Annotated in this window: 23 protein-coding genes, 3 tRNA genes and 1 other annotated feature; of the genes, 2 read left to right on the top strand and 24 right to left on the bottom strand. The window is 30.0% G+C overall.

Features of this window, described 5'->3' with window-relative positions:
* The first annotated feature begins 44 nt into the window (after positions 1 to 44).
* Positions 45 to 788 (top strand): polysaccharide deacetylase family protein, encoded by a 744-nt coding sequence (locus ACJDU8_RS14180; protein ID WP_406792802.1) that lies wholly within the window; start codon positions 45 to 47, stop codon positions 786 to 788.
* 124 nt (positions 789 to 912) lie between these two features.
* Here ACJDU8_RS14180 and ACJDU8_RS14175 read toward each other — a convergent pair whose 3' ends face one another.
* The 17 genes from ACJDU8_RS14175 to ACJDU8_RS14095 form a co-directional block, all read right to left on the bottom strand.
* Positions 913 to 1,542, bottom strand: coding sequence for an acetate uptake transporter (locus tag ACJDU8_RS14175; protein WP_406792801.1), 630 nt, complete (start codon positions 1,540 to 1,542; stop codon positions 913 to 915).
* 201 nt (positions 1,543 to 1,743) lie between these two features.
* On the bottom strand, positions 1,744 to 2,316 hold the full coding sequence (locus ACJDU8_RS14170) for a hypothetical protein (protein WP_406792800.1): 573 nt from the start codon (positions 2,314 to 2,316) through the stop codon (positions 1,744 to 1,746).
* Between the two features lie 109 nt (positions 2,317 to 2,425).
* Entirely contained in the window at positions 2,426 to 3,040 is a 615-nt protein-coding gene (locus ACJDU8_RS14165) for an IDEAL domain-containing protein (RefSeq protein WP_406792799.1), read from the bottom strand.
* 472 nt (positions 3,041 to 3,512) lie between these two features.
* Positions 3,513 to 4,697, bottom strand: a complete 1,185-nt coding sequence (locus tag ACJDU8_RS14160; protein ID WP_406792798.1) for a class I SAM-dependent methyltransferase — start codon at positions 4,695 to 4,697, stop codon at positions 3,513 to 3,515.
* A 169-nt stretch (positions 4,698 to 4,866) separates the two neighbouring features.
* Entirely contained in the window at positions 4,867 to 6,210 is a 1,344-nt protein-coding gene (locus tag ACJDU8_RS14155) for a hemolysin family protein (protein WP_406792797.1), read from the bottom strand.
* A 397-nt stretch (positions 6,211 to 6,607) separates the two neighbouring features.
* Positions 6,608 to 6,691 (bottom strand) — tRNA-Leu (locus ACJDU8_RS14150).
* A gap of 27 nt (positions 6,692 to 6,718) precedes the next feature.
* Positions 6,719 to 6,794, bottom strand: a tRNA-Lys gene (locus ACJDU8_RS14145).
* 7 nt (positions 6,795 to 6,801) lie between these two features.
* A tRNA-Gln gene (locus ACJDU8_RS14140) sits at positions 6,802 to 6,876 on the bottom strand.
* 183 nt (positions 6,877 to 7,059) lie between these two features.
* Positions 7,060 to 8,961 (bottom strand): EAL domain-containing protein, encoded by a 1,902-nt coding sequence (locus tag ACJDU8_RS14135; RefSeq protein ID WP_406792796.1) that lies wholly within the window; start codon positions 8,959 to 8,961, stop codon positions 7,060 to 7,062.
* Between the two features lie 172 nt (positions 8,962 to 9,133).
* Positions 9,134 to 10,069: a 30S ribosomal protein S1 gene (rpsA, locus tag ACJDU8_RS14130; RefSeq protein ID WP_406792795.1), complete on the bottom strand. Its 936-nt coding sequence runs from the start codon at positions 10,067 to 10,069 to the stop codon at positions 9,134 to 9,136.
* A 146-nt stretch (positions 10,070 to 10,215) separates the two neighbouring features.
* Positions 10,216 to 11,175 carry a P1 family peptidase gene (locus tag ACJDU8_RS14125; protein ID WP_406792794.1) on the bottom strand — a complete coding sequence of 320 codons (960 nt, stop codon included), beginning with the start codon at positions 11,173 to 11,175 and terminating at the stop codon, positions 10,216 to 10,218.
* Positions 11,176 to 11,262: 87 nt separating this feature from the next.
* Positions 11,263 to 11,853, bottom strand: coding sequence for an ECF transporter S component (locus ACJDU8_RS14120; protein WP_406792793.1), 591 nt, complete (start codon positions 11,851 to 11,853; stop codon positions 11,263 to 11,265).
* A 305-nt stretch (positions 11,854 to 12,158) separates the two neighbouring features.
* Positions 12,159 to 13,676 carry a hypothetical protein gene (locus ACJDU8_RS14115; protein WP_406792792.1) on the bottom strand — a complete coding sequence of 506 codons (1,518 nt, stop codon included), beginning with the start codon at positions 13,674 to 13,676 and terminating at the stop codon, positions 12,159 to 12,161.
* Positions 13,677 to 13,934: 258 nt separating this feature from the next.
* Positions 13,935 to 14,450 (bottom strand): tryptophan transporter, encoded by a 516-nt coding sequence (locus ACJDU8_RS14110; RefSeq protein ID WP_406792791.1) that lies wholly within the window; start codon positions 14,448 to 14,450, stop codon positions 13,935 to 13,937.
* Positions 14,451 to 14,666: 216 nt separating this feature from the next.
* Positions 14,667 to 14,913, bottom strand: a binding site (T-box leader).
* A gap of 84 nt (positions 14,914 to 14,997) precedes the next feature.
* The gene (locus ACJDU8_RS14105; protein WP_406792790.1) at positions 14,998 to 15,432 is read right to left on the bottom strand and encodes a CBS domain-containing protein; all 435 of its coding nucleotides are present in this window, start codon (positions 15,430 to 15,432) and stop codon (positions 14,998 to 15,000) included.
* A gap of 179 nt (positions 15,433 to 15,611) precedes the next feature.
* Positions 15,612 to 15,791, bottom strand: a complete 180-nt coding sequence (locus ACJDU8_RS14100) for a hypothetical protein (protein WP_406792789.1) — start codon at positions 15,789 to 15,791, stop codon at positions 15,612 to 15,614.
* A 240-nt stretch (positions 15,792 to 16,031) separates the two neighbouring features.
* Positions 16,032 to 16,433 carry an HNH endonuclease gene (locus ACJDU8_RS14095; protein WP_406792788.1) on the bottom strand — a complete coding sequence of 134 codons (402 nt, stop codon included), beginning with the start codon at positions 16,431 to 16,433 and terminating at the stop codon, positions 16,032 to 16,034.
* 347 nt (positions 16,434 to 16,780) lie between these two features.
* Between ACJDU8_RS14095 and cls the strand changes: the two genes are divergently transcribed.
* Complete coding sequence (cls, locus tag ACJDU8_RS14090; RefSeq protein WP_406792787.1) at positions 16,781 to 18,211, top strand: cardiolipin synthase; 1,431 nt, start codon at positions 16,781 to 16,783, stop codon at positions 18,209 to 18,211.
* Positions 18,212 to 18,308: 97 nt separating this feature from the next.
* Here cls and ACJDU8_RS14085 read toward each other — a convergent pair whose 3' ends face one another.
* The 7 genes from ACJDU8_RS14085 to ACJDU8_RS14055 form a co-directional block, all read right to left on the bottom strand.
* Complete coding sequence (locus ACJDU8_RS14085; RefSeq protein ID WP_406792786.1) at positions 18,309 to 20,306, bottom strand: fructose-1,6-bisphosphatase; 1,998 nt, start codon at positions 20,304 to 20,306, stop codon at positions 18,309 to 18,311.
* A 202-nt stretch (positions 20,307 to 20,508) separates the two neighbouring features.
* Entirely contained in the window at positions 20,509 to 22,041 is a 1,533-nt protein-coding gene (locus ACJDU8_RS14080) for a phosphohexomutase domain-containing protein (protein ID WP_406792785.1), read from the bottom strand.
* 127 nt (positions 22,042 to 22,168) lie between these two features.
* Entirely contained in the window at positions 22,169 to 22,402 is a 234-nt protein-coding gene (locus tag ACJDU8_RS14075; protein WP_406792784.1) for a heavy-metal-associated domain-containing protein, read from the bottom strand.
* A 114-nt stretch (positions 22,403 to 22,516) separates the two neighbouring features.
* Complete coding sequence (locus ACJDU8_RS14070; protein WP_406792783.1) at positions 22,517 to 24,757, bottom strand: heavy metal translocating P-type ATPase; 2,241 nt, start codon at positions 24,755 to 24,757, stop codon at positions 22,517 to 22,519.
* 10 nt (positions 24,758 to 24,767) lie between these two features.
* A complete protein-coding gene (locus ACJDU8_RS14065; RefSeq protein WP_406792782.1) occupies positions 24,768 to 25,040 on the bottom strand; it encodes a metal-sensing transcriptional repressor in 273 nt (90 codons plus the stop codon).
* Positions 25,041 to 25,198: 158 nt separating this feature from the next.
* Positions 25,199 to 25,957, bottom strand: coding sequence for a YncE family protein (locus ACJDU8_RS14060; protein WP_406792781.1), 759 nt, complete (start codon positions 25,955 to 25,957; stop codon positions 25,199 to 25,201).
* 102 nt (positions 25,958 to 26,059) lie between these two features.
* Complete coding sequence (locus ACJDU8_RS14055; protein ID WP_406792780.1) at positions 26,060 to 26,722, bottom strand: L,D-transpeptidase family protein; 663 nt, start codon at positions 26,720 to 26,722, stop codon at positions 26,060 to 26,062.
* Between the last annotated feature and the right edge of the window lie 4 nt (positions 26,723 to 26,726).

The following is a 26,726-nucleotide window of genomic DNA, read 5'->3' as shown; positions in this document are numbered from 1 at the left end:
ATACTAATAGGGACAAAATCCTAGAAGAAAAGGAGATATTTCTAATGAAAATTAAAAATTTTTTATTAACCATAATATGTATTTTATATTTTACATTATATTATACAATTCCTATAAAAGCCTTTTCACAAACCTCATTTTCTGCAAAGAATGATCTAAATACATCTTCTGACAATAAAGTAATATATCTTACCTTTGATGATGGCCCTAGTACTGTAGTTACAGGCAGAATATTAGACATCTTAAAACAAGAGAATATAAAAGCAACTTTTTTTATAATAGGTTATAAAATTGAAGGTAGAGAAGACTTATTGAAAAGAATGAATGATGAAGGGCATAGCATAGGGCTACATACATACACCCATAAATGCAATGTAATATATTCCAATGAAAACTCTTTTTTAGATGAAATGGCCAGAACAGAAAATCAGGTGAAAAGTATTTTAGGATTTGACCCCAAAATAATACGATTTCCTACAGGAAGCAAAAATCACTTAAACGCCTCTCTCCTAGAAAAGTTGCATTCTTCCGGATATAAAATATATGACTGGAATCTCTCTCTATCAGACGGTATAAATTATAAAACACCAGTTAATAAGCTCTTTAATGAAGCTACAAAAAAATGTGTTAATCCTAATAAAATATTTCTACTAGCACACTGTGATGCTACTAACGAAAACACCTGTAAGGTACTTCCGGAAATAATTAAATATTATAAGGATTTAGGTTATGAATTTAAAGCAATTACAAAAGACACTCCTGAATACCACTTCAGGGTGCCAAAATAAGAACAACTTTATTCTAACTTTTAGTTCTGATAAAATACACAGTGAAAGCCAGCGTCATTTAGGCGCTGGAAATATTGTTCCCTCTCTTTATATCAAGAATCTTAATGTACATTAAATTATAATTTTATTTTTTAAATATACCAAAGGGTTTTCCTATAGGTAAAAATTCTCTCTCAAAGTGAGGATTTAATACAGCTGCAGCAGAACCATAAAAAGCTACAATGGATGCTAGTAATTCAGAAATTCCCGCTAATTGAAGAGAAAATTCAGGCGCAACTCCAAAAGAATTAAGCATCAATCCAATAAATAAAAAATTTAAAAAGAAAAAAATTATAAATAGTACCTTATTAGCCTCAGCTGCTCCTATAGTCATAAATACAGTAAATATCAAGTATCCTAGAAATGCAATTCCCAACTGTTTTGGATCTGTTACTGTTGAGAGGCCTTGTCCAAATGCACCTGCTTTAATCATCCATGATACACCTACCGCAAACCAGAATAATGCAAATCCGCCAAATGCCGTTGCTCCAAAAGTATTCTGTCTCTTAGAATCATTAATACAAGCAAACAGTTGTCCAAAGCCACCTAAAAATACCGCCCAAGGAAGTATAAATGAAGTACCTTCAGTAATACCAAGCTTCTGTGAAGAAGCCACTAACGTTACCACAGCAAGTCCAAATAATCCTAATGCTGATGGATCACAATTAGCGATTTTAATGTGTTGTATAACATTTTGTGTTTCGTTCGCATTCATAATAGTCCCCCTTATAAGTTATATTTGTAAACCGGTTACATAATATTAACATATCAGAAAGAACTGGATTTGTAAAGCATTTTAGGTAAATTCACGAAATTTATCATCTTAATTTCCATAAAAATTTTATTTTTACTCATATGGTATTTTTTATATTTGTTTGAATCAACTGATTCTTAAGTTCAGATTGAATGCCTTATTCTAATTTACTGGAACAAGTTTATTCCCTCCTAAATCCCATTCATATACCTTACCATTTTTTTCATTAACATAATACCATCCTTCTGTAGCAGAATGATCCTCCATATTATCAAAAACTTGTATAACATAATAAGCTTCATTATCTCTTACAGTTTCATGATCAAAAACAAATTTAGTATTCTCATTTTTGTCTTTATAATACTTAGATGTCAATTGTAATGCTTGTTCTTTGGTAATATTATTGATTTTGTTTTCTACATTATCTTTCTCATCTACAGTATCTTTCTCATCTGCAATATTGTTCTTTTCTTGTCCTTCACTTTTTGAACTTTCATTTAGTTTTTTTGCAGCCTTTTCCATACTCTTTTCAGCATTATAATCATTCTTATATTTAAGAGCTTCCTTATAAGCATCTACAGCTTCTTTATATTGGCCATTTTTCATATAGCTGTCGGCCTTATGTATAAGTTTATTATACGATTTACTATTATAATACTTATAACCACCATAACCTACTGATATCAATAAGATAAATAAAATAATACCACATATTTTTATATATTTCCTATTCAAAATATCATCTTCCTCTACATAATAGATTTTATTAAAATACTATCAGAGATAAAATTTATTTACAACTACATTATCAAATATTTTAATATACATTAAAAAGTGTTAGATTTTACTTTAATCTAACACTTTTTAGTTCTTTACACAGCGACCTAAATAATTCCTCATTTTTATTATCTAAAGCCCCGTCTATAAGAGTATATAAAACTTCAGTATAAAGTTTTTCTCTTTCCTTTTTAATTAAAGGATTTACTATATAATTCATGTGATAAATAGATGACTTTCCTGCATTATCTAAATACATATTCTTTAACATACTTATATAAAATTCTAGCTCTTTTTTTGATATACTAAAGAATAATTTAGTTCCATTCTTTTCTACAGATATTTTTATCATTTTTTTACTAAGAAGGGTCAATTCTATAGTATTAAAATTTCCAACTTGAAATCTTTCAATTCTATTATTTGAATTTTTAAAAACAGTTAGAAATTCTATATAGATTAAAAAGTCTTTTTCCGTTAACTCAAAATCATTCAGTATAGTTTTAACACCACATCTCTTCTTAAAAGAAATTTTATATTTATTACATTCACTTATGTTTTTTCTAGCTAAGACTAAAATACTGTCTACAAATTTATCCATTGCTCGTTTAGGTACCAGCTTTATTCCATATTCAAATCCATTATGCTTCTGCTTATCAGAGACAATAAAATCACTTATATCCATAAATTCATACTCCTTTTAAGTAATATCTACATTTTAAATCATACTGTTCCATTATAAACGAAAAAAGTCACTTTTTGCGATTATGCACAATATTAAAAAAGTTAAAAAAATAATCTATTAAAACTATAATATTCTACTTATATAAAATTCTTTAGAAAATAACAGAACTTAATATACGAACACGGACTTTCACTTTTTATACAATCTTCAAAATTTAATATACTATTCCATACAGGAAAAAGTGAAAACTTTATCAAGTGATTCTTAGGTTCAGGTGGAGTTTGCTTATGAGAACTGCTTTTCTCCAGCTGAACCTTAGAAGAACCTATCCAGGCGCGTAGCAGTGCTTATCCCCCACTTTGATAGAAGATGGGGGTGTTAGCAGTGGTAGCGATCGGATAAAAAACTCAAAATCTATGGGTATAGATTAAAATAAAAAAACAGGGTACTTACCCTGACTTTTTTAACATATTTAACCTTCATATAAATAATTTCTAGTTATAGAAATATCATTATTAAGTCCTTTTGTAAATAAAAATTGATGTATGTCCATTACTCCATAATGAAATGAAGCAGAACAAGCATTTAAATAAAGCCTCCACATTCGTATAAATTTATCATCTTTAAGTTTTCTAACTTCATTTAACTTACCTTCAAAATTTTCCGCCCAACATTTTAACGTTTTAAAATAATGCAATCTCAAACTCTCTGCATCTATAAGATGAAGGTCATTATCTGCCATTAAGCTTACTAATTCTCTTATGGACGGTATATAACCTCCTGGGAATATATATTTCTTTATCCACTGATTAACTTCCCCTTCTGTTTGTGCGGTAATACAATGGAGCAGTGATATACCTCCTTCTTTTAGCATAGATTTTACATCTTCTATATAAGAAGGTAAATTCTTCTTTCCTACATGTTCAATCATTCCTACACTTACTATTCTGTCAAACTCATATGACTTTTTTAGCAGTTCTCTATAATCAAGTAATTTTACTTCAACTTTTTCCTGTAAGTTATTCTCTACTATTTTTTTATTTGCCTTTTCAAACTGCTTTTCACTTAGAGTTATACCTAAAGCATTTACTCCGTACTTTTGGGCAGCTGTGATAATCAATTGCCCCCAACCACATCCTATATCCAAAAGTTTTTGTCCTTCTTTTAAGTTAAGTTTTTTTAATATATAATTTACTTTATTTATTTGTGCCTGGTAAAGAGAATCTTCTTCCTCTTTAAAATATGCACAGGAATAAGTCATTGTTTCATCAAGCCAAAGACTATAAAAATCATCCCCTAAATCATAATGATACTGTACATCTTCTTTACTTCTTTTTAAAGTACCTGGAATAACCTTATAAAGCTTTGAAAACATTTCAGCTTTATTTAAAAAGCTATCTTTATTTTTATATACCGATTCTATTATTTCTCTAATATTCCCTTCAAAATCAATTAAATTATTCATATAGGCTTCTCCTATTGCAAGGAAAGGATCCCTCAAAAGATCTTTTTTAGGAATATTTCCATTTATATGTATTTTGAACTTCACTTTTCCATCCCCGTACTTTTCTTCCATTCCATCCCAATATCTAACCTTTACAGGATCTGAAAAAGCATTTCTTAAAAACTTACCAAAAAATATTTTGTCTAATTCCATATTGCCCCTCCTATTCTACATGTGGATATGAAAATAAACCCATTATACCCATAATAAATTATCTGAAAACTTATATCAATTTACAAAAACTCTTAAATTTCAAGAAAAATAAAATCATATTATAAAAATACGCCTATATGCCACTTATATCTTAAATAACCATAAATATTTAAATTTCTTCATCATATACCTCATCCTGATTTTTATCAGGAACATATATCTTTAAACTTTCTATCCTCTTTTCATCTACCCTTTCAATTTTAAAAATTATATCTTCATACTCTACAGTATTCTCCTCTCCTTCTCTTGGAATACTTCCTAAAAGCTCCACTACAAATCCACCTATAGTATCTGAATTATCTGATTTTAATTCTAAATCTAAAAACTCATTCACCTCATATATAGATAGAAGTCCGCTAACCAGATAGGTATTTTCATCCAGTTTACTTATATACTGTTCATTGTCATCATATTCGTCAAATATATTACCCATTACTTCCTCAATTAAATCTTCTATAGTTACAATACCTGAAAATCCACCATATTCATCAATTAAAATTGCCATATGATTTTTAGTACTTTGAAGTTCCTTAAAAAGCACACCTATATTTTTATTTTCTGGTACAAAATAAGGTGTTCTAAGCAAAGCTCTTATATCTATATCATCTATAGAATTCTTCATAATTTCTACAAATAAATCTTTGATATAGAGTATTCCCACTATGTTGTCTGTATCATCTTTATAGACAGGTATTCTAGAATATTTTTCTTCTATTATATCTTTAACAGTATCAGAAAACATATGATCTATATCTATGCCAAACACTTCCGTTCTAGGAGTCATAACTTCTTTAGCCAACTTATCATCAAATTTAAATATTCCCTCTATCATCTGCAGCTCAGACTGATTAAAAATTCCATTTTCCTGTCCAAGTTCTATCATAGATCTAATTTCCTCTTCTGACACCTGATTTTCTACATTTTCTGTGCTTAAATTAAATAATTTCATAATTAAATTAGTAGAACCTGAAAGTAATTTTACAAAAGGAAGCATAATCTTGCTTATAAACAGAATAGGTCTTATGAATACCATTGCTATTATTTCTGAATGCTGCAGGGCAATTCTTTTTGGAAATAATTCTCCAAACACAAGAGTAATATATGATAACAATATAGTTATAATAATTACAGATATTTTACTGCTATATGGAATATTCATTTTATCTAAATAAATTGCAAATCCTGTTGACAGTGTAGTAGCTGCATATGCACTGGCAAAAAATCCTGCAAGAGTTATTCCCACCTGTATTGTGGCTAAAAAGTTACTTGGATCATCCAATAGTCTCAATATCATATGTGCCTTCTTATTTCCTTCCTCTGCCAGATAGGAAACTCTTCTTTTATTTAAAGCAACTATTGCCATTTCCACTGCTGAAAAAAATGCATTAATCACCGTAAGTATTAGTATTAAAATAAGTTCAAATATTACACTATTCTGCCAACTCATACCCATAAACAATGTATAACTCCCTTCATTTATTTTTAAAGGATACATTCTTCTATTATGCCTGTTAAGCTATAAGTTATTCTCATAATTTTATAGTTTTTTAATTCACGCTGCTATGTCAAGTGATTCTTAGATTCAGGTGGAGTTTGCTCATGAGGAATGCTTTTCTCCATCTGAATCTTATTAACAGTATTCTTAGTGTCTTTAGCACTTAGAATACGTTATCCTTTAGGGGAAGAACTTATCCAGGCGTGTAGCAGTGCTTATCCCCCACTTTGAAGAAGAAGATGGGGGTGTTAGCAATGGTAGCGTTCGAATAAACACAAGAATTTTTATCTATACAAATACAATCAAAGCCACCTAAATAGGTGACTTTGATTGTATCAAAACCTGTTTTTTACTTTGGTGCAGGTGAAGGGAGTCGAACCCCCACGCCATAGGCGCTAGATCCTAAGTCTAGTGCGTCTGCCAATTCCGCCACACCTGCATATAATGGATATCAATTTAATTAAACTGGTGGCTTACCGGGGAATCGAACCCCGGACACCATGATTAAAAGTCATGTGCTCTACCAACTGAGCTAGTAAACCATTGCATTGGCTGGGATGGCAGGATTTGAACCTACGAATGGTGGAGTCAAAGTCCACTGCCTTACCACTTGGCTACACCCCAACATAAAAGCAAAAACTTCTATAACATAAAATACCACTAACTACTTTATAAAAATTACCAGTGTAAATTTTCTGCTTAAACAATTTATCCCCTACCTATGAAAAATAGGGGATTTTTACAACCGCAAGATAAATTATAAAACACAACAAGTATAATGTCAATAGTTCTTTTCTTTTTTTAAGATTATATTATAAATTGTTTTTTAAAGAAATTTTCCACATGATTTGAAGGCATTGGTTTTCCAAAATAATATCCTTGAATTTTATTGCAATTTTTCCCTTCTAAAGATTGTATCTGTTCTTCACCTTCCACACCTTCTGCTACTACTTCTAATTCCATTCTATGGGCAAGCTTTATTATTTGATCGGTTATAATGTCTTTATAAGAATCTTTACATATGCCATCTATAAAGGTTTTATCAATTTTAAGAGTATTTATGGGGATACTTTTTAAATAATTCAAAGAAGAATATCCGCTTCCAAAGTCATCCAATGCTACTCTAATGCCCATGTTTTTAAGTTCGTTTATAACTTTTAGATTTCCTTCAAGAGATTCCATCATAACACTTTCAGTTATTTCTATTTCTAAAAACTGGGATTTAAGCTCAGTTTCTTTTAAAACTTTTTTTATTATATTTAAGAAATTCCTATCTTTCAATTGTATAGGAGAAACATTTATAGATATGAAATCATATATATATCCTTTATCTTTCCATGTTTTATTTTGCATACAAGCAGTTTTAAGTACCCATTCTCCTATAGGTACTATAAGTCCTGTTTCTTCAGCAAGACCTATAAATTCTAAGGGCATAACCCATCCTAGTTTTGGACTTTTCCATCTAATTAAGGCTTCAAAGCTCACTGCTTTTCTAGTTTTTACATCCACTTGAGGTTGGTAGTATAAAATAAATTCATTATTTTTTATTGCTTTTCTTAATTCTTTTTCCATTTCGGCTTTTCTTAAAATTTCATCATACATAGATTTTTCAAATAATCTGTAGGAATTTTTACCAAATAATTTAGTTTTATTTAAAGCTATATCTGTATTTCTAATCAACGTGGTAAATTTATCTCCATGTCTCGGATAAACTGTTATACCTATGCTAACTGATACCAGTGTCTCGTTTCCATCTAAATTCCACAAGCCACTTATTGTATTCAAAATATATTGAGCAGTATTATTCAAACTTTCTATATCTTCATATCCATCCTTTAAAATTAAAAATTCATTTCCACTTGTTCTTGAAACTATACCCATATTTAGTGAGTTTAGAGTATTTCCTATTTCTTTCAACAGTCTATCCCCATACTCATACCCAAATATATCATTCACATTTTTAAAATTATCCAGATCTATTTGAAATATAGAAAACCCCTCTTGAGGATTTTTTTCAATTCTACTTTCAACTTGCTCACCAAAAAAATTCCAATTAGGCAGTCCCGTTAATTGATCATAATAGGCTATCTTTTCAATTTTATCATATTGAATCTTTAACTCATCTTGTGCTATACTCAATTGCTCATATACATTGGAAAGTTCCCTATAACTTTGGTTCAGCATTTTATTTTTATGTAAATCCTCAATAATTCTATCTCCTATTTTACCTAGTATTAAAGAAGAATTATAAAAAAATCTAATAATTTTTTTATAATTTCCCCACCCTGTAACAGGTATTTTTTCTATATTTATTACATATTCTTCTTTATTAGGATTACGGAGTTTTAGCTGTTTTTCAAAAGATTTTCTATGACTTTCTTTTAAAAACACAGGACTTAAAAATATAGTTCCAACATGTTTTTGTGATACAAATATAGGTATACCTATGTAAACCAAACCATTACTATATTTGTAGACACCTACCTTCTTTCCTCTTTCAATTTGTTTAAGTATATTGTTATAACAATCAGAACTCTCTAAATTATCAAATATATTATACCCGGAAACCATATTTAGTATTTCGCCTTTAACGTCTTTAATAACACATGCTATTCCTGTCATATTATAGATACTTTCCATTAAATCCTTAAGCTCAGATATGTTTAACATATCTGAAACTCTATAATCCATATTAACACCAACTTTCATTTATCACTACGCTTTTTATTTAATAATAAATAGAAATTATATATTTTACTATATTTTATTACATAATTATTCACCTATTATTTATCTATCCTAAAATTTTTCTTATTTCAAATATTAAGCATTAATATTTATCATAGATTATATACTTAATCACAGAAATTTAAGCATCCATTTAATTGAATTTTATATTTTTTAGTTTATCCTCAAATAAATCACCCAATGTAACTTTATGGTTATCATTATCTAAATATTGTTTAAAATTTTTAGAAGACTTATCTGCTGCTGCCTTTATACTCAGTGATATCCTGTTGGCTTTCGCATCTATATTAAGTATTTTCACTTTTACCTTATCTCCTACATTTAAAACTTCAGAAGGTTTGGTAACATGCTCATCTGATATTTCAGATATGTGAACTAACCCTTCCAATCCCTGCTCAATTTCCACAAAGGCACCTATATTTATGGCTTTACTTACAATTCCATCTACTATATCATTTAATTTGTATCTTTCCTCTATATGTTCCCAGGGACTATTTGAAGCTTGCTTTATAGAAAGAGAAATTCTATTTCTATCTCTATCTAAATTTAATACGGAAACCTGTACCTTATCTCCAACAGATACTATTTCTGAAGGATCCTTTATTCTCTTCCATGATAATTCCGATATATGTACAAGGCCTTCCACAGCGCCTAAGTTTACAAAAACTCCAAATGCTGTAATCTTGCTTACTATTCCTTCTATCTTATCCCCCTTTGATATATTACCCCAGAATTCTTCTGTCTTTTTTTCAAGTTCTAGCTTTTCCACTTCCTTTCCTGATAAAACAATTTTTTCTTTACTTCTATCTAACTGTATTATCTTTACTCTTAAGGTCTTACCAACAAATTCTTTCAAATCATCTATATATTTTACGGAAATATGAGAAGCAGGTATAAAAGCTCTAAACCCATATAAATCAGCTATTACTCCTCCCTTAACTGCTTCTTTTATAGCTACTTCAAAAACGTCTTCATTTTTAACTAAATTCTCAAGTGCACTCCATACCTGCTCTTTATCAGTTTTATCTATTGTTTCATTTATGGAGTTTAAATTATCATTATTTATCATAAAATCCCATCTCCTTTTATCTATATTAATGCAATTATAATTCATATTTTATCATAAATATAGGGTTTCTAGCTTAAAACTTAATTTATATATTTTTTATTCTTAAATTAACACAATTTAAGGTTAATAAGAATACATACTGTAAACTAGATATCCTTATAACTTTTATAACCTAAAATAGAATCTGCACTTTTTATGGCATTCATAATAGCTGTCTCCATTACCTGGGCAGATAAAAATCCCACTACATTCAAATCCGCCTTTACTTTTCCTGTAGCCATAGAAAAAATAGTATCTCCATCAAATATAGAATGAGCAGGTCTCATAGCTCTCCCATACCCATTATGTGCCATAGAAGCAATTTTATTCATTTCTGATTTTGTAAATTCTCCATTGGTAGCAACAACTCCAATAGTAGTATTGCTGTTAAATAAATTTTTCTTTTCATAGTATGTTTCAAGCATTATACTTTCTGTATTTGCAAAGGATTTGCCATCTTCATCTAAAGCTCCTGCCACTATATTCCCAGTTTTACTATCTACTACATCCCCAAGACAATTTACCGCAACCACCGCTCCAACTTTAAGCTCCCCTACCTGCACTGCAAAAGATCCAAGCCCCCCTTTCATTGCATATTCACTTCCCTTTATTTTTCCTACTGTTGCCCCGGCACCAGCTCCAATATTGCCATTTTCACACAAATTAAGCTCAGAATTTTTACAAGCTTCATATCCCATAACTTTATCCGGTCTTATATGAAAATCCCCTATACTAAGATCAAATAAAACGGCTTCACAAACTATAGGAACTTTTGTAACTGTCACATCAAAGCCTATATCTCTTTCCTCCAAATACTGCATTACACCTCCTGCTGCATCTAATCCAAAAGCACTTCCTCCAGCAAGAACTACTGCATGAATTTTATCTACCAAATTTACAGGATTCAAAAGATCTGTCTCTCTGGTACCAGGTGAACCTCCCCTTACATCAACCCCCGCTGTTGCTCCATCTTCACATATAACTACTGTACACCCTGTAGGCCCATTTAAATTTTGTGCATTTCCTACCTTAATTCCTTCTATGCTATTAAATAAAATACTCTTCATTTTCGCCTCCCATACTAAAACCCTAAGTCGAAAAGACTTAGGGTAATTTTTCAATTTAACATCTAAATTTAATTGTAAACTATTTATTTAATTATGTCTAACCTTAGTAACAGCAGTAATAACAGAAACCGTAATAAGTACAGATAAGATCATCTCTGGTATACCATTAGTAAAAGCTACTGCTAGTATACCTTTCTTGGCAGCACTTACACTTATATTTAAAGCCTTTGCATAAGGTCCTAAATATATGAGGTATATCATTCCTAAAACCCCTACGGTATTTACCAGTGAACCAACTGCCGCAGCTATTCCCATAGGTATAATTTTTCTATTTTTGCTAATAGCCCTATACAAATAATAAGATACTAGTCCAATTAATACCCTTGGCAAAACTGACACCAGTGGATTTATAAAAGCAAATGAAACTGGTGTGGGTGCCGTTATAGACTGAATTATACTGAATATGCCAAAAATAAGTCCAACCATAACACCTACCACAGGCCCTTCCAAAATTGCTCCTATTATAACAGGAACATGCATTATAGTGGCTTTAACAGGCGGAATAGGTATAAAACCCAATCCAGTTAACCCTAGTACAATGGAAATTGCAGACAGCATGCCGATTACCGCAATTTGTCTAATATTAAACTTTGATCTTGTTTTTAATTGTCTTTCCATTAGTCTTCTCCGTTGTTATTCTAACAAGATATAACACGGAACCTCCTTTTCATAAATTTAGTTCAGTTTTTAAGAAATACTGACAATTTTATTTTATCATGTTAGAAAAAAAGTTCAATATGTTAGTTAAAAAAAAGACAATATTTTTATATATAAAGTAAATATTATCTATATATTTTCACTTCATATATAGATGAAATCGTTGTTATTATACAATTTAAAGCATTATATATTATTATATTAACAATAGCGTTGTATATTAATTAACAATTATTTTTATCTTTGCATATCATTAATAATATTATTTAATCTCTCTTTATAGGAAAACCTTCCTCAAAATATTCTTTAGGATATAACAGTTCTATTACTTTTTTTCTACTGACCTTTCCATTCTTCATAAGCACATTAGGCATTCCTTTAAGGCATACTCTTATATTTTTTTCTAAAAATATATCAAACACATTTTCTATACATCCTACTACAGAATTATTTTTTGATTTTCTCATATATTTATATATATCTTCTCCTATTAACCAATCTTCCCCTTTATATTTTTCATCATAATTTATTACAGTACATTTCAATTTATTTTTGTCATTTCCCGATATAGAGGACATAAAGAATGTTTTTACCATAATATCGTCTAAAGGCAAACTATATCCAGCAAATATTATATGTTTTGCATTTTTCATAAGGAGTCCCATTTCAGTTTTTAATTCTTCTAACGCTGCTACATTCCTTTGCTTTGAAAGACTCTGTATTATAAGCGTCATATCATAAGGATAAGTTATCTGTCCACAATAGGGACATTCTATAGCTCCTTTTTTATACTTATTTTCTTTGTATGTTTTATACTTCCAGTTCTTTTGTAAATCTTGTAGTATAGAAGGTCCAAAAATCTCCGTAGACAATCTATCCCACTTTTCTTCAAATGTAATTATAGACTTCCCGCATTCCGGGCAGATTCTAGAACCAAACATACCGTGTGGAAACAATATTTTACCTATTCTTGCTATTCTAGATGGATAATTATAGTCATTAATACTTTTACATTGAGATTCATCTGAAGTATACCATATTTCAGATTCATCTCCATCTAATTGGCTGGAAGCTATTCTAGTTCCAAAATCATCATATAATTGTAACTTCAATCCATCCTGCAAGCATATGGGACTTCTATTTTGTTCCTTATGTACATTAAATATATTCCAAAGTATCACAGGATCCCAGTTAAATGATATTATGGCATAAGAATAAAGATAAAACTTTCTTGTATCCCTTTTATATCCCCGGCCTTCAAATGCTTTTGATTCTTCTACCATAAGTTCTGTAAGAATCTTTGCAAATTGATGATAAGGCTCCATTTTCTTTCCGTCTACATATCCTGGTATTTTTTGTACACTTAATCTTTCCAATTCTTCAATAAGTAAAATGAGACATCGCTTGGCTGCTTTTACCCTCTCTACTCTTAAAAATTGTCTTTTTCCATTGTGAAATACGTTAAATCCCATATTATTTTCAATAAGTTGATCTAACATAGTAAAAAGATCATGCATATTAAATTTATTATTGGTGCTAATTATGGCTTCAAGTGCTTTTAAATCATATACGCTAGATAGCCAAGGGTCTTTAATTAAATCTTCTGTTACTAATTTCTTAAATGCATCAGCAAGTTTTTTATCCTTATTATTTAAAAAAGAAAAATCATTATTACTAATATTCAAAACTAGTTTTATTAATTCCTTTGTTGCATGAAGCCCTAAATCCTTGGTAGCCCCAGCTCCCCAAAGTATAACTGTTTCAGGCCAATATTTTTCAGGCATAATTATATCTCCTCCCATAATATAGTTTGTACCTATACCATAATGATATTTGTATGTATAAATATATATTTTTTATGTGTTTAAATCAATACTTACCTACAAATAAATCAGACCGGGTGTTAAATTCACCCGGCCATTTTCACTATGCGTAAATAAAGTTTATGCAATTTTAAAATTAATATTCTATAAAATTAATATTAGAACAGTTAACGCTATGAACAAAATATATTTTATATTGACTTAGTAAAAAAGTTGTAATTATACTTCCTTAATAGCTCCCCTTTTTATAGCCAAATTTATAATATTAAATAAAACTGCACCTACTACGGTATTTATAACTGCCGCAGGTAAAACCACTGTTAGAAACATTGTACTAAAGCCTGCACCAAGTCCCACTGTAAGTAACGCTACTGTTAAAAATGCAGATCCGCTTACTATTGTCCCAAGGGCAGTAGTTATTATAATATTTATCTGATTATTCACTCTGTCTCTAAAAGGTTTCAAAAATACAAACATTATATTTACAGTTATGAACTTGTCTATTAAATTTGCAAACTGCCCACCTGGAAAAGTAGTAGTTGCTGCAGCTAAAATACCTGCTACAATGCCTGCAGCAAGACAAGTCTTATATTCTCTATTAAATATAAGTATTACAAAAAGCATTGCCAGTGAAATGTCTGGTTTCATTCCTAATATGATTGGTGGTACGATCTGGTGCAGTACGGCACCTATAGCAAGTAATATGGAATTTATAATCATTCTTTTTAAATTCATAAATAGCACTCTCCTTAAATTATAATCTCAAATACAGTTTTCTTAAAATTAATAATACTATTTTTAATATTGCAATTATTTTTATAATAGTTACCATAATGCTTTCACAACATAATGGAACACCTCCTAAATATAATAATTTCTAATACAGAAAGAGGTTAAGCTTTTACCAAATTACACTTTGAATTTTACTCAATAAAAAAACTCCATCCTAAAAACTAGGACGGAGTATTACCCGCGGTACCACCTACATTGTGCTTTTTAAAACACCTCTTTATCAGACACTAACATGTCCTATCCGTTATAACGTACGGCTAACGTTAACCACTACTCTCTACATACATAAATTTCGATTTACTCCTCTTAGGCCCATTCACTACATGTTATAAATATTGAGATTCCACCTTCCTCAACTCTCTAGAATTTAACAATTATAGCTACTATTCCTCGTCAAAGGATTTACTAATTAAATTATTTATATGATATCACCTAAATATTATACTGTCAATAAATATTTTACAAATATTACTGACTTAATTTTAAATTTTCATTTCATATTTTCAATCAAATTATGATTTTTATTAAACAACTCCCTGTAACAATAATTTATTATATCGCTTCGCTTTATAATACCTATAAAGACATCATTATCATCTATTACCGGAACAAAATTTTGATTTACAGCTAAAGACACTAAATCTTCCATATCAGAATTAATTCTGACAGGTTTATTATTCATATGCCTTGGGATTTCTTTTAATAATATTTTACTTGTATTTTTAAAATTAAAATCCGGAGTATTTTTTAGCTTCCATAATAAATCTCCTTCTGTGAGAGTTCCCACATACTTACCTCTGTCATCAATAAGTGGAATAGCTGTATACCTGTGTTTCTCCATTCTTTCTAGTGCTTGTCTCACGGGTGAATTTGGAGTTTCACAAACTACATCCTCTTTAGGTGTGAGAAAAAATGCTATATTCATATATTTTCCTACTCCTTAATATTCTATAATTTTATATATTTAAAGTTAAATACTTTCTTTAACCTATCATAACAAATAAAATATATACTTCAAAATTTACTACCAGACCAATCATTCAGCTAAAAATACACCTATAAACCGTAGATATTAAAAAGATTTAATTGGTCTAGCCTTTAGTATTATCTGGAACATTCAGCTTCTACCTGAAGTAATTTTCTAAGTACATCTTCTATATCATATTCCAATTCTTCATCAATATCTGCCTCATCCTTACTGGCAGCCTCTATTGCAAGTTTCAATCCTTTAGTTATATTACTTATTTCCTCTAGTGTTAACAACATAAGTATGTTCTCTTTCATGTTAATAACCCCCTTATCTAACTTAATCTTTTAGAAAGTGACCTGTATTCATTATCCCTTTTATTACATGTCGTAAAATTTAAGTTAACATAAAGTGCTTATGAGAGATAATTTTATCAATAATACTGCTAACCACACTTTTTATAATAAATGACCCCTTAAAACAATGGATTATATGCCATTTATACCCAATCGCCTTGATAATATAACAACCTATGAAATGAATTTTCAAAGAACTGTTTAAAAGCTACCTGTACCTATAAAATCATAGTATTCTTCCATCATATATTCTGTGTATCTCTTGTTGCCCATAAGTTTATATATAATATCGAAACTTTGATATCCTTCTTTATATAATTTATAATCCTTAAGAAGTTTCTTTAACATTCCTTTATTTATTTGAAGAAGGGTAACTAATTCATCCAGCGTATAAAACTTCTTACAAAGTAATGTGTCAAGCTTTTGCTGCATTTGTAGTTTATATTCTAAATCTATTTTTTTATTTTTATGAGGTCCATTTTTTCCTCTGTGATGCTCTGAACAAAGATATTTAAAATTTAAAGGAAAATCTAATCCTCCCTGACTTCTATAAACTATATGATGTTTGTCTGCCGGTTTTCCACATATTTGGCATCTTAACAATTTTTACCCTCCCAATTTCTATTGGATTTTCATTATAATTTATATTATTATTATATCACAGGTTTTGCTCTATTACACTTATAAAAAATAATGAATTTTATTTAAATTTTTATAAAAATTTGTCCTGAATTTGTATTCTGTAGTATTTATTTCTAAAAATATACTCTATAATAATACTCTATTTCCAACAATCTATAAATTTACTATTTTACTAAAACTACTATTAATTTTATACTGATAGTGTATATTATTATTAGACACTGTTATATATTACATTTTTTAAGATATTAGGAATAAAATAAGAATCAATATAATGTCTTATTTTGAAAAAGGGAGGTGCTAAAAATATGAGAAATATTCTTTATTTTATAGTTATTATGAATGCCCTGTTATCTGTAACGGTTATAATTTTAGAGAGAAAAAATCCTGAAAAAACAATTGCATGGCTATCAGTTTTTATAGTGCTGCCGGTTCTAGGTTTAATAATCTATATATTTTTAGGCCGTAACTGGAAAAAACATAAGCTTCATGAAGAAACAAGTATAAATATAGAGGAACTAATATATGAGGCCATAAAAGACATAAAAGACAACACCTATACTCCTTTAATTGAACTTCTCTCTAAAAATAGCGAATCCCCTCTGTTTACAAATAACTCTATAAAAATATTTAAAGATGGAGTAGAAAAATTCAAATACCTAAAGGAGGAACTTTTAAAAGCACAGCATCATATCCATATAGAATATTTTATAATTAAAAACGATAAGATAGGAAATGAAATAAAAGATATTTTAATAAAGAAATCTTTAAATGGTATAAGTATAAGACTTATACTGGATAGGGTGGGATGTATAAGATTAGGTAAAAAATATATACAAGATTTAAAGGAAGCAGGAGTAGATGTAGTTCAGTATTCGTATTTTTTGGCTCCAATTTTAAGACACATAAATACTCAAATAAACTATCGAAATCACAGAAAAACCGTAGTAATTGATGGTAAGGTAGGTTTTGTAGGAGGAATAAATATAGGAGATGAATACATAGGACATAGTAAATATGGATACTGGCGTGATACTCACATAATGGTAGAAGGTGACTTTGTATTCGGGCTGCAGGCAGTTTTTATAGATGACTTTGCAACAATAAAATCTGCCAATAAAGACTATTTCTTTTATGATGGAAATTTTGAAGAATTTTTCCCCCAACTGTCAAACAATGATACAGGCAATAAGTTAATGCAGCTTGTAAAAAGCGGACCTGATTCTGAATTTCCAGCCATTGAACAGGCAGTTTTAAAAATGATAAGTATGGCAAAAGATCATGTTTATATAACTACACCTTATTTTGTACCTACAGAAAGCATATTAAATGCACTTAAAGTTTCTTCTTTAAGTGGTGTAGATGTGCGTATCATATTTCCAGGCAGATATGATCATATACTGGCATATTATGCTTCCAGAACTTATTTAGAGGATTTAGTAAAAAATGGTATCAAAGTTTATTTTTATAATAAAAATTGCTTCATACATTCCAAAACAACTTCTATAGATGGTAAGGTATGTACTATAGGTACTGCCAATATGGATATAAGAAGCTATGAATTGAATTATGAAATAAATGCAATGATTTACGATGATGAAACTACAGAAGAACTTGAAAATTTATTTTTTGAAGATATTCGAAACAGCAAAAGAATTACCCAGGAATATTTTGATAACTTATCACCTTTTATTAAGTTCTTTGAAGCTTTTTGCAGGATATTTTCTTCACTATTATAATACGTAAATTATTGTAAATGAAAAGTGGTAAAATTATTCTTTCTAAAAAGGAAACTATAATTTTACCACTAACTATAAGGTTATACTTTACAACTCTCTATTTCAATTCATTATTATCTTCCTTAATTAATCCCTTTCTATAGGCAATTAAAAGTTTTTCAAGATCAGCTACCTGTTTTCTGATTTTTGCCCCTACATCCGTATCCATTACTCTCTTTCTTTTGGCCGCATGTTCTAAAATTACTGTTGACGATAATATGTCCTTGTCCTCTTCTATTGCATTCTTTATAGCAGAAAAAGGTTCATGAGAGGTAAGTAACAATCCATAGGAATTATATATAAGGGTATATCCTGCAATACCTGTTTCAGGTTGATATGCTTTACAAAACCCTCCATCTATTACCAGTAATCTTCCATTTGCCTTTATAGGACTTTCCCCTTCTTTAGTCTTTACTGGAATATGACCATTTATAATATGAGAAGTATCTGGAGATAAATTAAATTCTTTTAATATATTTCTACAAGCTTCTTCATTATCTCTATATTCATAGTAACAATTTTTTTGTTCATAATGTGAGGCTTTATCACTAATAAAATATCTCTCAAAAGTTGTCATTCTTATCTTTCCAAATACAGGGGAATCCTCTCCACACCACATATACCACATCATATCCATACCATACTTCTTGTTATAAGTATTATACTTAAAGAAAAAGGCATCTCTGGCTACACGATCATATCTATCCAAAAGTTCTTTTCCGCTGTAGTTTATTTTTCCTATTTTAACTTCCTTAAGACTACCGTCTTCATTTAAAGGTATACATCCATGATAAAGAAGATTTGAATTATATATTAAATACATACTTCCCTTACTATATAAAAATCTAATATGTCTTTGAAGCTTTTCACTATTTACAAAAGAATTGGTCAATTTTTCAATAATTTCTTCTTCCCTGGCTGTAAGCTTATACGGGGAATTCCAATCTATTGTAGGAAAATTAGTATCATTCAATTTATACGTATGTCCATATATATTTATTTCCCACTTTTCCACATCTATTTTATCTAATAAAAGCCTGTCTTCCATTTTAAATTCAGGCCGTCTTTTTATTATTTGGCCTTCTAATTTAAATTGCATTATAGCTATAGCCTTATGCATTTTTGCCAATAAATACAGTTCATTTTCACTTATTTCCTTATCTAAAGCTTTAGGAATAAACCTCTCACAAGGATCATCCTGATAAAATTCCAGTGCAAAAGTTGCAAGTGGCAGTAGATTTATTCCATATCCGTCCTCAATAGTATTTAGATTAGCATATCTTAATGATATCCTAAGTACATTAGCTACACAAGCTTCACAACCAGAGGCTGCCCCCATCCAAAGTACATCGTGATTTCCCCACTGGATATCTACAGAATGATGTTTCATAAGAGCATCCATTATAATTTCAGCACCAGGTCCTCTATCATATATATCTCCAATAATATGAAGCCTATCTACCACCAGCCTTTGTATTACATTTGAAATAGCTATAATAACCTCAGGAGCTCTATCTATCTCTATTATAGTCTTTATTATACCGCTATAATAGGCTTGTTTATCCGTTCCATCCTGTTTATTAAGCAGTTCTTCTATTATATATGAAAAGTCTTCCGGAAGGGCCTTTCTGACTTTAGATCTGGTGTACTTAGCTGATACATCTCTACACAGTTCAATTAGTTGGTATAAAGTTATCCTATACCAATCCTCTAAATTATCTTCTTTTTCTTTAATAAGCTCTATTTTTCTCTCTGGATAATATACCAGTGTAGCCATGGCAGCTTTTTGTTCTTCTCTGAGGGAATCTCCAAATACATCATCTATTTTTCTCTTTATAACTCCAGATGCATTTCTTAACATATGGGTAAAAGATTCATACTCCCCATGAATATCACTTATAAAATGTTCAGTAGCCTTAGGCAAATTTAATATAGCCTGAAGGTTTATAATTTCCGTGCTGGCAGTAGATATTGTAGAATATTCTTTAGATAATAATTTAAGATATCTTAGATCTTTTTCTATTATATCTAAATTATTCTCGTCATAGAAAATCATTCTTATTTTCTCCTTTTTTATTTATAAATATGAAGTAATTCTATAGTTACAATAGATAAAGTGATACACTATAATATATTATAGTATATCATTATTAGCATGTATAGTATATTATGTATAAATTAATAAGCATATATCTACATAATAAAACAATTTTATTTTAAGGTATCTTAAATTAAATAACAAGTCAAAGATGGTAAGATTATTTTGTATTTGAAGATTCTTTAAGACTTTTACTATCAAGTTCTTTATAATTTATTAGAAAAGACTTCAGTCTATCTATAATTGTATTTGAAGAACCTTGAGAATCACATTCAATATTCAGACACAGCACAGGTTCATGGAGAGATAACCTGAGTAAAAACCATCCGTCTCCATTTGCCCTGCAGCAATTTACCCTAACTCCTTCATAATTATTAGAGGCCATGGACCAGCCTTCAGCTTCTTTTATATGAGATTTTAAATTGTTCAATATTTCATAACCATACTCCTTAAAATTGCTGTTTGAAATATTAAATCTAAATTCTAAGCTTTCAAAAGGTACTTTTAAATCCTCTATTAAGTTCTCTATTCCCTTGCCTTCTGAGCTCAGCCTAGCCATTTTTATCAATATTTTAGCTATTAAATATGCTCCATCATCTAAGAAATAATTTTCTTTTAATGCCCCATGTCCTGAAGTTTCTATGGCCAAGTAACACTTTTCACTTTCATTGTTTAGCCTCATTCCTTCATTTATTACATTTCTATATCCTCTTTTAAATCTATGGTGTTTTCCACCTAGCTTTTCAATGAACTGGCTTAATCCATTAGAAGTTACCGAATCCGTCACTATAATAGTGTTTGGATGCTCTTCTAGAACTATTGAAGAAATTAAAGCTATCAGTGCATTTCTATTTATCTCCCTACCTTTACTATCTACAATACCTGCTCTATCCACATCCGCATCAAATATTATACCAAGATCAGCTTTATTTTCAATAACTGCATTTTTAACAGAATGCATAGCTTCCCTGGCTTCTGGATTTGGAACATGGTTTGGAAATCTGCCATCAGGAATTATAAACTGACTTCCTTTAGTCTCTGCACCTAATGGTTCCAAAACCTTATTTGTAAAAAATCCTCCTGCTCCATTACCTGCATCTACAATAATTTTAAATCCTAAAAGTGGTTTGTTATAATTTACTTTTGAATTTATACCCTGTCTAATCTTTTCAACTAATATTCTAGAATACTCATCAATAAAATTTATCTTAGAAATACGTCCTTTACTGCATAGATTATTATCACAGTTTTCCACAGCATTAGTTAATATGTATTTTATATCTTCTTTCTCACATCCACCATCTTCAGTGAAAAATTTTAATCCATTATAATAATAAGGCAGATGACTGCCAGTTATCATAATAGACCCATGGCACTTATAATTGTCAATGACAGTAGTCATAAACATAGCAGGAGTTGTACAGAGTCCACAATCATATACAAAACACCCTAAATTCAGAAGTTCATCACAAATGCATTCTTTAAATTCAGGGCCAGATAGTCTTGAATCCATACCTATGGCAATCTTTATTTCCTCATTTTGTATGCTTTTTTTATTTTTAAGCCATTTTACAAATGCCCTGATTATGTGCCTAACTCTTTCAGTTGTTAAAGTAACTTCTTTTTCTAGATTTGTAATTGCAATTCCTCTTATATCCGTTCCATTTTGTAATTTATATAATTCTTGTAACATATGGGTCCGCCTCCTATATTGTAATTTCATATATATTATATACCTAAACAAATTAAAGTAACAAAGTGAAGAAAATCTTTTCTCCACTTTGTTACATAAAATCTTAATTACTAAATTCTCAATTAAATTAAGCCTTTTCTATACCTTTCACTTCATATCCTGCCTCTTTAACAATTTGTTGTATATGAGAATCTGAAATTTCAGATGAAGATTTTATTACAGCAGTTTTACTACCTAAATCTACTTTAACATTTGAGACTCCCTCTATGGATTCCAGTGCTGATTTAACATGATTAACACAATGTTGGCATTCCATACCTTCTACATGTATAATCTTTTTAATTTTTCCTTTAAATAACATAGTTTATACGCTCCTTTTATTTTAATTTTAGATATCTGAAGATAAATAACAAGTGAAATACACTAGCATACTTACTGGTTATTTATATGATGAAACTCCCCCTGAATCTAAAGTTCATAGGCTTAATCTAAATCTTTTCAGCCTAAGTGCATTTAGAAGAACTGAAACTGAACTAAAACTCATAGCTAATGCTGCTATCATAGGATTTAAAAGCGGACCGCCAAATATAAAAAGTACTCCCATGGCAACTGGTATGCCAAGAGTATTATATGCAAAAGCCCAAAATAGATTTTCTTTTATATTCTTTATAGTTTTCCTACTTAAATCTATTGCAGTAACTACATCTATCAAGTCACTTTTCATAAGTATAATATCCGATGATTCCATGGCCACATCTGTTCCAGAACCTATTGCTATACCTATATCCGCTTGAGCTAGAGCTGGAGCATCATTTATTCCATCTCCTACCATAGCAACTTTTTTGTTTCCCACTTGAAGCTTTTTTATTTCATTAGCTTTGTCCTGTGGTAGGACTTCTGCAAGTACTTTATCAATTCCTGTCTGGCTCGCTATAGCCTTAGCTGTATTTTTATTGTCTCCCGTTATCATAACCACTTCTATCCCTAAAGAACGAAGTTTTTTTATAGCTTTTTTACTACTTTTTTTAACTATATCCGCCACAGCTATTATACCTATTAATTTATGATCTAATGCTATATACATAGAGGTTTTACCTTCCTCCGCCAGAGCTCGTGATAAATCTTCCATATTTTCCAGAGAAACATTTTTTTCTTTCATTAATTTTTTATTACCTAAAAGTATTTTATTATCTTCCATAGACACCTGAATACCTTGTCCTGGTATAGCCATAAATGAATCTACTTTTAAAAATTGAATATCTTTATCTTCAGCTTCTCTCACTATGGCTTCTCCCAATGGGTGCTCAGAAGATTTCTCTGCAGAAGCAGCTATTTGAAGTAAATACCTTTCTTCTACACCTTTTGATACTACTATATCTGTAACTTTAGGTTTTCCCTCAGTTATAGTACCTGTTTTATCAAAAACTATAGTTTGTAACTTATGCGAAACTTCTAAAGCTTCTCCACTTTTTATAAGAACCCCATATTCCGCCCCTTTACCAGTTCCTACCATTATAGCCGTAGGAGTAGCTAATCCCAAAGCACATGGGCAAGCTATTACAAGTACAGATATAAATATAGTTATTGCAAATACTCCTGATTGCCCAGAAATATACCACCCCGCTGAAGACACTAAAGCCAATATTATAACTACTGGCACAAAATAACCTGCTATTACATCTGCCATTTTTGCTATAGGCGCCTTTGAGCCTTGAGCTTCTTCAACTAGCTTTATTATACGAGAAAGTACAGTATCTTTTCCCACTTTAACGGCCCTGTATTTTATAGAACCATTTTTATTTATAGTAGCACCAATAACTTTACTGCCAACAGTTTTTTCAACTGGTATACTTTCTCCTGTAAGCATAGATTCATCTACAGAAGTAAGCCCTTCTATAACTTCACCATCCACTGCAATCTTTTCCCCTGGTTTTACTACAAGTATATCTCCCACTTCCACTTCATCAATTGCAATTTTCACTTCTTCTCCATCTTTTATTACATTGGCGGTTTTAGGTGTAAGGTTCATAAGCTTTTTTATAGCTTCAGAAGTTTTTCCTTTGGCTATACTTTCAAAGTATTTACCTAAGGTTATAAGTGTAAGTATAACCCCTGCAGATTCAAAATATAAATGGTAGTAATTACCACTATACAATATTCTAATCACAGAAGAAGAACTATATAAAAACGCTGCAGAAGTTCCTATGGCTATAAGAGAATCCATGTTAGGATTTCTTTTAAACAAAGCTTTAAAACCTACCACAAAATAATTTCTGCCTATTATTATTACCGGTAATACTAAAAACAACTGAATTAGTGCAAATAATTTTTCATGTACCATAGGATCTATAATGCTAGGTGGCATTGTATTTAACTTTTCAGCTATCATAGGTCCCATGGCCACAATAAGGAGAGGAACTGTAAATATAGCAGACAATATAAATCTTTGTTTTAACTTTTCAATTTCTTTTTCTTTATTTTGTTTGTGCATATCTAAACTTTCACTATTCTCCAAGGCCTTATAGCCAGCTTTTTCTATGGCTGTCTTTATATCTGAAAGTGTTATCTTAGATTGGTGGAAACTCACATTCAATTTTTCAGTAGCAAAATTCACGCTGGCTTCTTCCACTCCATCTAGTTTTTTTACAGCCCTTTCCACCGCCCTTACACAAGCTGCGCAACTCATTCCTTCTATTTTCAATACCTTATCTTCCATATTATTCCCCCTAACCATCCTTATCTAATAATTTTCCCAACAAATTTACTATTTCTTCTACCTTTTCCTCTCCTGCATTTTTAAGAAAAGCATCTCTTACACAGTGATTTAAATGTTGTTTTAGTATAAGTAAATTGGCTTTTTTCAAAAGTGCCTGAGCAGCTATTATTTGATTTGATATATCAATACAATACCTGCCGTTTTCTATCATTTTCATTATACCTTCAATTTGACCTTTTGAAGTTTTTAATGCCTGAAATGCTTTCTTTTTCTCTTCATTCACATCTACCTCCCCCCACCCCCGTGGGGTGGGTATTTTATAAAAATATAAAATTTAAACATTTAAGGCACTACCTTTGTTTAAATTTTATTATAAGCTTTATTACTATTTTATATATATTATAAACTCTATCAGGAATTTTTCATAGTATTTTTATAAAATTAGTTACAAATAGCTCCTGGCTTATTATGTAAATCAACTTTTTCAATATCTTCTGTATGAGGATTTACAAGAGCTACAGCTTTCTCCTTACTTAAAGTTACCATAACATTTCCGCTATCTTTATTCATTAAAATATCCACGGGGTACCTTCCAACCCTTATTTTTTTTATACTTTTAAAAGTATTCATATCTACTACAGATATAGTATCTTCTCCCGTATTTGCTACATAGGAGTAATTACCATTTTTTGACACACAAAGCCCTTCTGGTTCCCTTCCTACAGATATGGACTGAAGTATTGTGTAATTTTCAGCATCAATTACAGATATATTATTGCTTTCAGTATTAGTTATCATTACATATTTTTTATCAGAAGTAACAGCAATTCTGGAAGGATGCTTTCCAACTTGAACTTTTTTTATAAGTTTATTGTTTTTCGCATTATAAAATAGAATATATCCTGTGTCATCTTCATCTTTAGTATTTAGTACAGTCACCAATAATGTACTTCCATCTGGTGAAACTTTAATGTCCTGTGGTTTACCTTCTACTTTAATTTTATTTACAATTTGATTTGTAACTGCATCCATTTTGTATATAGTTTCTTTTTCACCTATTATAAAGTAGTAGCTTCTAGAATCACCCACATCTTTAGCCAGAGATCTGGCTCTATACTCCATAGTTATAAATGCCCCGCTTAAAAATAATATAAATAAAACAAATATAAATAAAATTCTATATAATTTATGCTTTAGCATAGGCACCACCCTTTTCATATATATTCTTATTTTATATTTTGTGCCTTTTTTACCATATATATTCTTATTTATATAGATAAATAAAAAAACTTTACATATTTGTTACTTATATATTTTTACAGGAGTTTTAATAGAAGCATATTGTTTTAATATATCTATATCACTATCTGATAAAGCAATGCAACCATAAGTCCAATTATACTCTGCACCGCCTCCATGTATACCTATAGCTCCCCCAAGGGGAGTATTCCATGGTGGCTGCTTTTTGTTTTCTATAGCTGCTTTAATCTTTTCATAGGTAGATTTATTTATAATACTTTCATTTAGGGCTTTTTGGGCATCATCAATATTAGGATAACTTAGTCCTAAAAAATACTTATATTTGGTTTGAGAATTTACATAACATACATAATAACTTCCCTCTGGAGTCTTATTGTCTCCTTCTTTTTCTTTTTTACCTTCCGGAGCTCTTCCAAGTCCTATTTTAAATCTTCCCATTAATTGATTATCCCCGTAAAGTTCCATTATTTTTTTCCCTTTGTATATTGTTATTGATATTTTATCTGGAATCTCTTTAGGTTTTTGAAAAAATAACTTTTCTTTGCTATCTTTTTTTAATTTCTCATTTGAAATGTTATCTTCCAAAACACTTCTATTTCCATTTTGTTTAATATATTTCTTTACAGATAATACAGACACAGTTAATATTATGATTATACCAGAAATTAAAAATATAATAGGGAAAAATTTACTTTTATCTTTCATATAC

It is taken from the genome of Candidatus Clostridium eludens (assembly GCF_045310515.1).
Classification (GTDB): domain Bacteria; phylum Bacillota; class Clostridia; order Clostridiales; family Clostridiaceae; genus Clostridium_B; species Clostridium_B eludens.
Note: the sequence above shows the minus strand (reverse complement) of the source record. Positions and strands in the feature narration are given on the sequence as shown.

Excerpts from the sequence above, each read along its gene's own strand:
- ACJDU8_RS14180 (WP_406792802.1), top strand. The coding sequence starts at position 45 with ATGAAAATTAAAAATTTTTTATTAACCATAATATGTATTTTATATTTT.
- ACJDU8_RS14055 (WP_406792780.1), bottom strand. The coding sequence starts at position 26,722 with ATGAAAGATAAAAGTAAATTTTTCCCTATTATATTTTTAATTTCTGGT.
- rpsA (WP_406792795.1), bottom strand. The coding sequence starts at position 10,069 with ATGATAAATAATGATAATTTAAACTCCATAAATGAAACAATAGATAAA.
- ACJDU8_RS14125 (WP_406792794.1), bottom strand. The coding sequence starts at position 11,175 with ATGAAGAGTATTTTATTTAATAGCATAGAAGGAATTAAGGTAGGAAAT.
- ACJDU8_RS14155 (WP_406792797.1), bottom strand. The coding sequence starts at position 6,210 with ATGGGTATGAGTTGGCAGAATAGTGTAATATTTGAACTTATTTTAATA.
- ACJDU8_RS14075 (WP_406792784.1), bottom strand. The coding sequence starts at position 22,402 with ATGTTATTTAAAGGAAAAATTAAAAAGATTATACATGTAGAAGGTATG.
- ACJDU8_RS14110 (WP_406792791.1), bottom strand. The coding sequence starts at position 14,450 with ATGAATTTAAAAAGAATGATTATAAATTCCATATTACTTGCTATAGGT.
- ACJDU8_RS14080 (WP_406792785.1), bottom strand. The coding sequence starts at position 22,041 with ATGTTACAAGAATTATATAAATTACAAAATGGAACGGATATAAGAGGA.
- ACJDU8_RS14100 (WP_406792789.1), bottom strand. The coding sequence starts at position 15,791 with ATGAAAGAGAACATACTTATGTTGTTAACACTAGAGGAAATAAGTAAT.
- ACJDU8_RS14070 (WP_406792783.1), bottom strand. The coding sequence starts at position 24,757 with ATGGAAGATAAGGTATTGAAAATAGAAGGAATGAGTTGCGCAGCTTGT.
- ACJDU8_RS14165 (WP_406792799.1), bottom strand. The coding sequence starts at position 3,040 with ATGGATATAAGTGATTTTATTGTCTCTGATAAGCAGAAGCATAATGGA.
- ACJDU8_RS14135 (WP_406792796.1), bottom strand. The coding sequence starts at position 8,961 with ATGAAAGTTGGTGTTAATATGGATTATAGAGTTTCAGATATGTTAAAC.
- ACJDU8_RS14060 (WP_406792781.1), bottom strand. The coding sequence starts at position 25,957 with ATGCTAAAGCATAAATTATATAGAATTTTATTTATATTTGTTTTATTT.
- ACJDU8_RS14105 (WP_406792790.1), bottom strand. The coding sequence starts at position 15,432 with ATGAATATAGCATTTTTTCTCACACCTAAAGAGGATGTAGTTTGTGAA.
- ACJDU8_RS14115 (WP_406792792.1), bottom strand. The coding sequence starts at position 13,676 with ATGCCTGAAAAATATTGGCCTGAAACAGTTATACTTTGGGGAGCTGGG.
- ACJDU8_RS14120 (WP_406792793.1), bottom strand. The coding sequence starts at position 11,853 with ATGGAAAGACAATTAAAAACAAGATCAAAGTTTAATATTAGACAAATT.
- ACJDU8_RS14160 (WP_406792798.1), bottom strand. The coding sequence starts at position 4,697 with ATGGAATTAGACAAAATATTTTTTGGTAAGTTTTTAAGAAATGCTTTT.
- ACJDU8_RS14085 (WP_406792786.1), bottom strand. The coding sequence starts at position 20,306 with ATGATTTTCTATGACGAGAATAATTTAGATATAATAGAAAAAGATCTA.
- cls (WP_406792787.1), top strand. The coding sequence starts at position 16,781 with ATGAGAAATATTCTTTATTTTATAGTTATTATGAATGCCCTGTTATCT.
- ACJDU8_RS14175 (WP_406792801.1), bottom strand. The coding sequence starts at position 1,542 with ATGAATGCGAACGAAACACAAAATGTTATACAACACATTAAAATCGCT.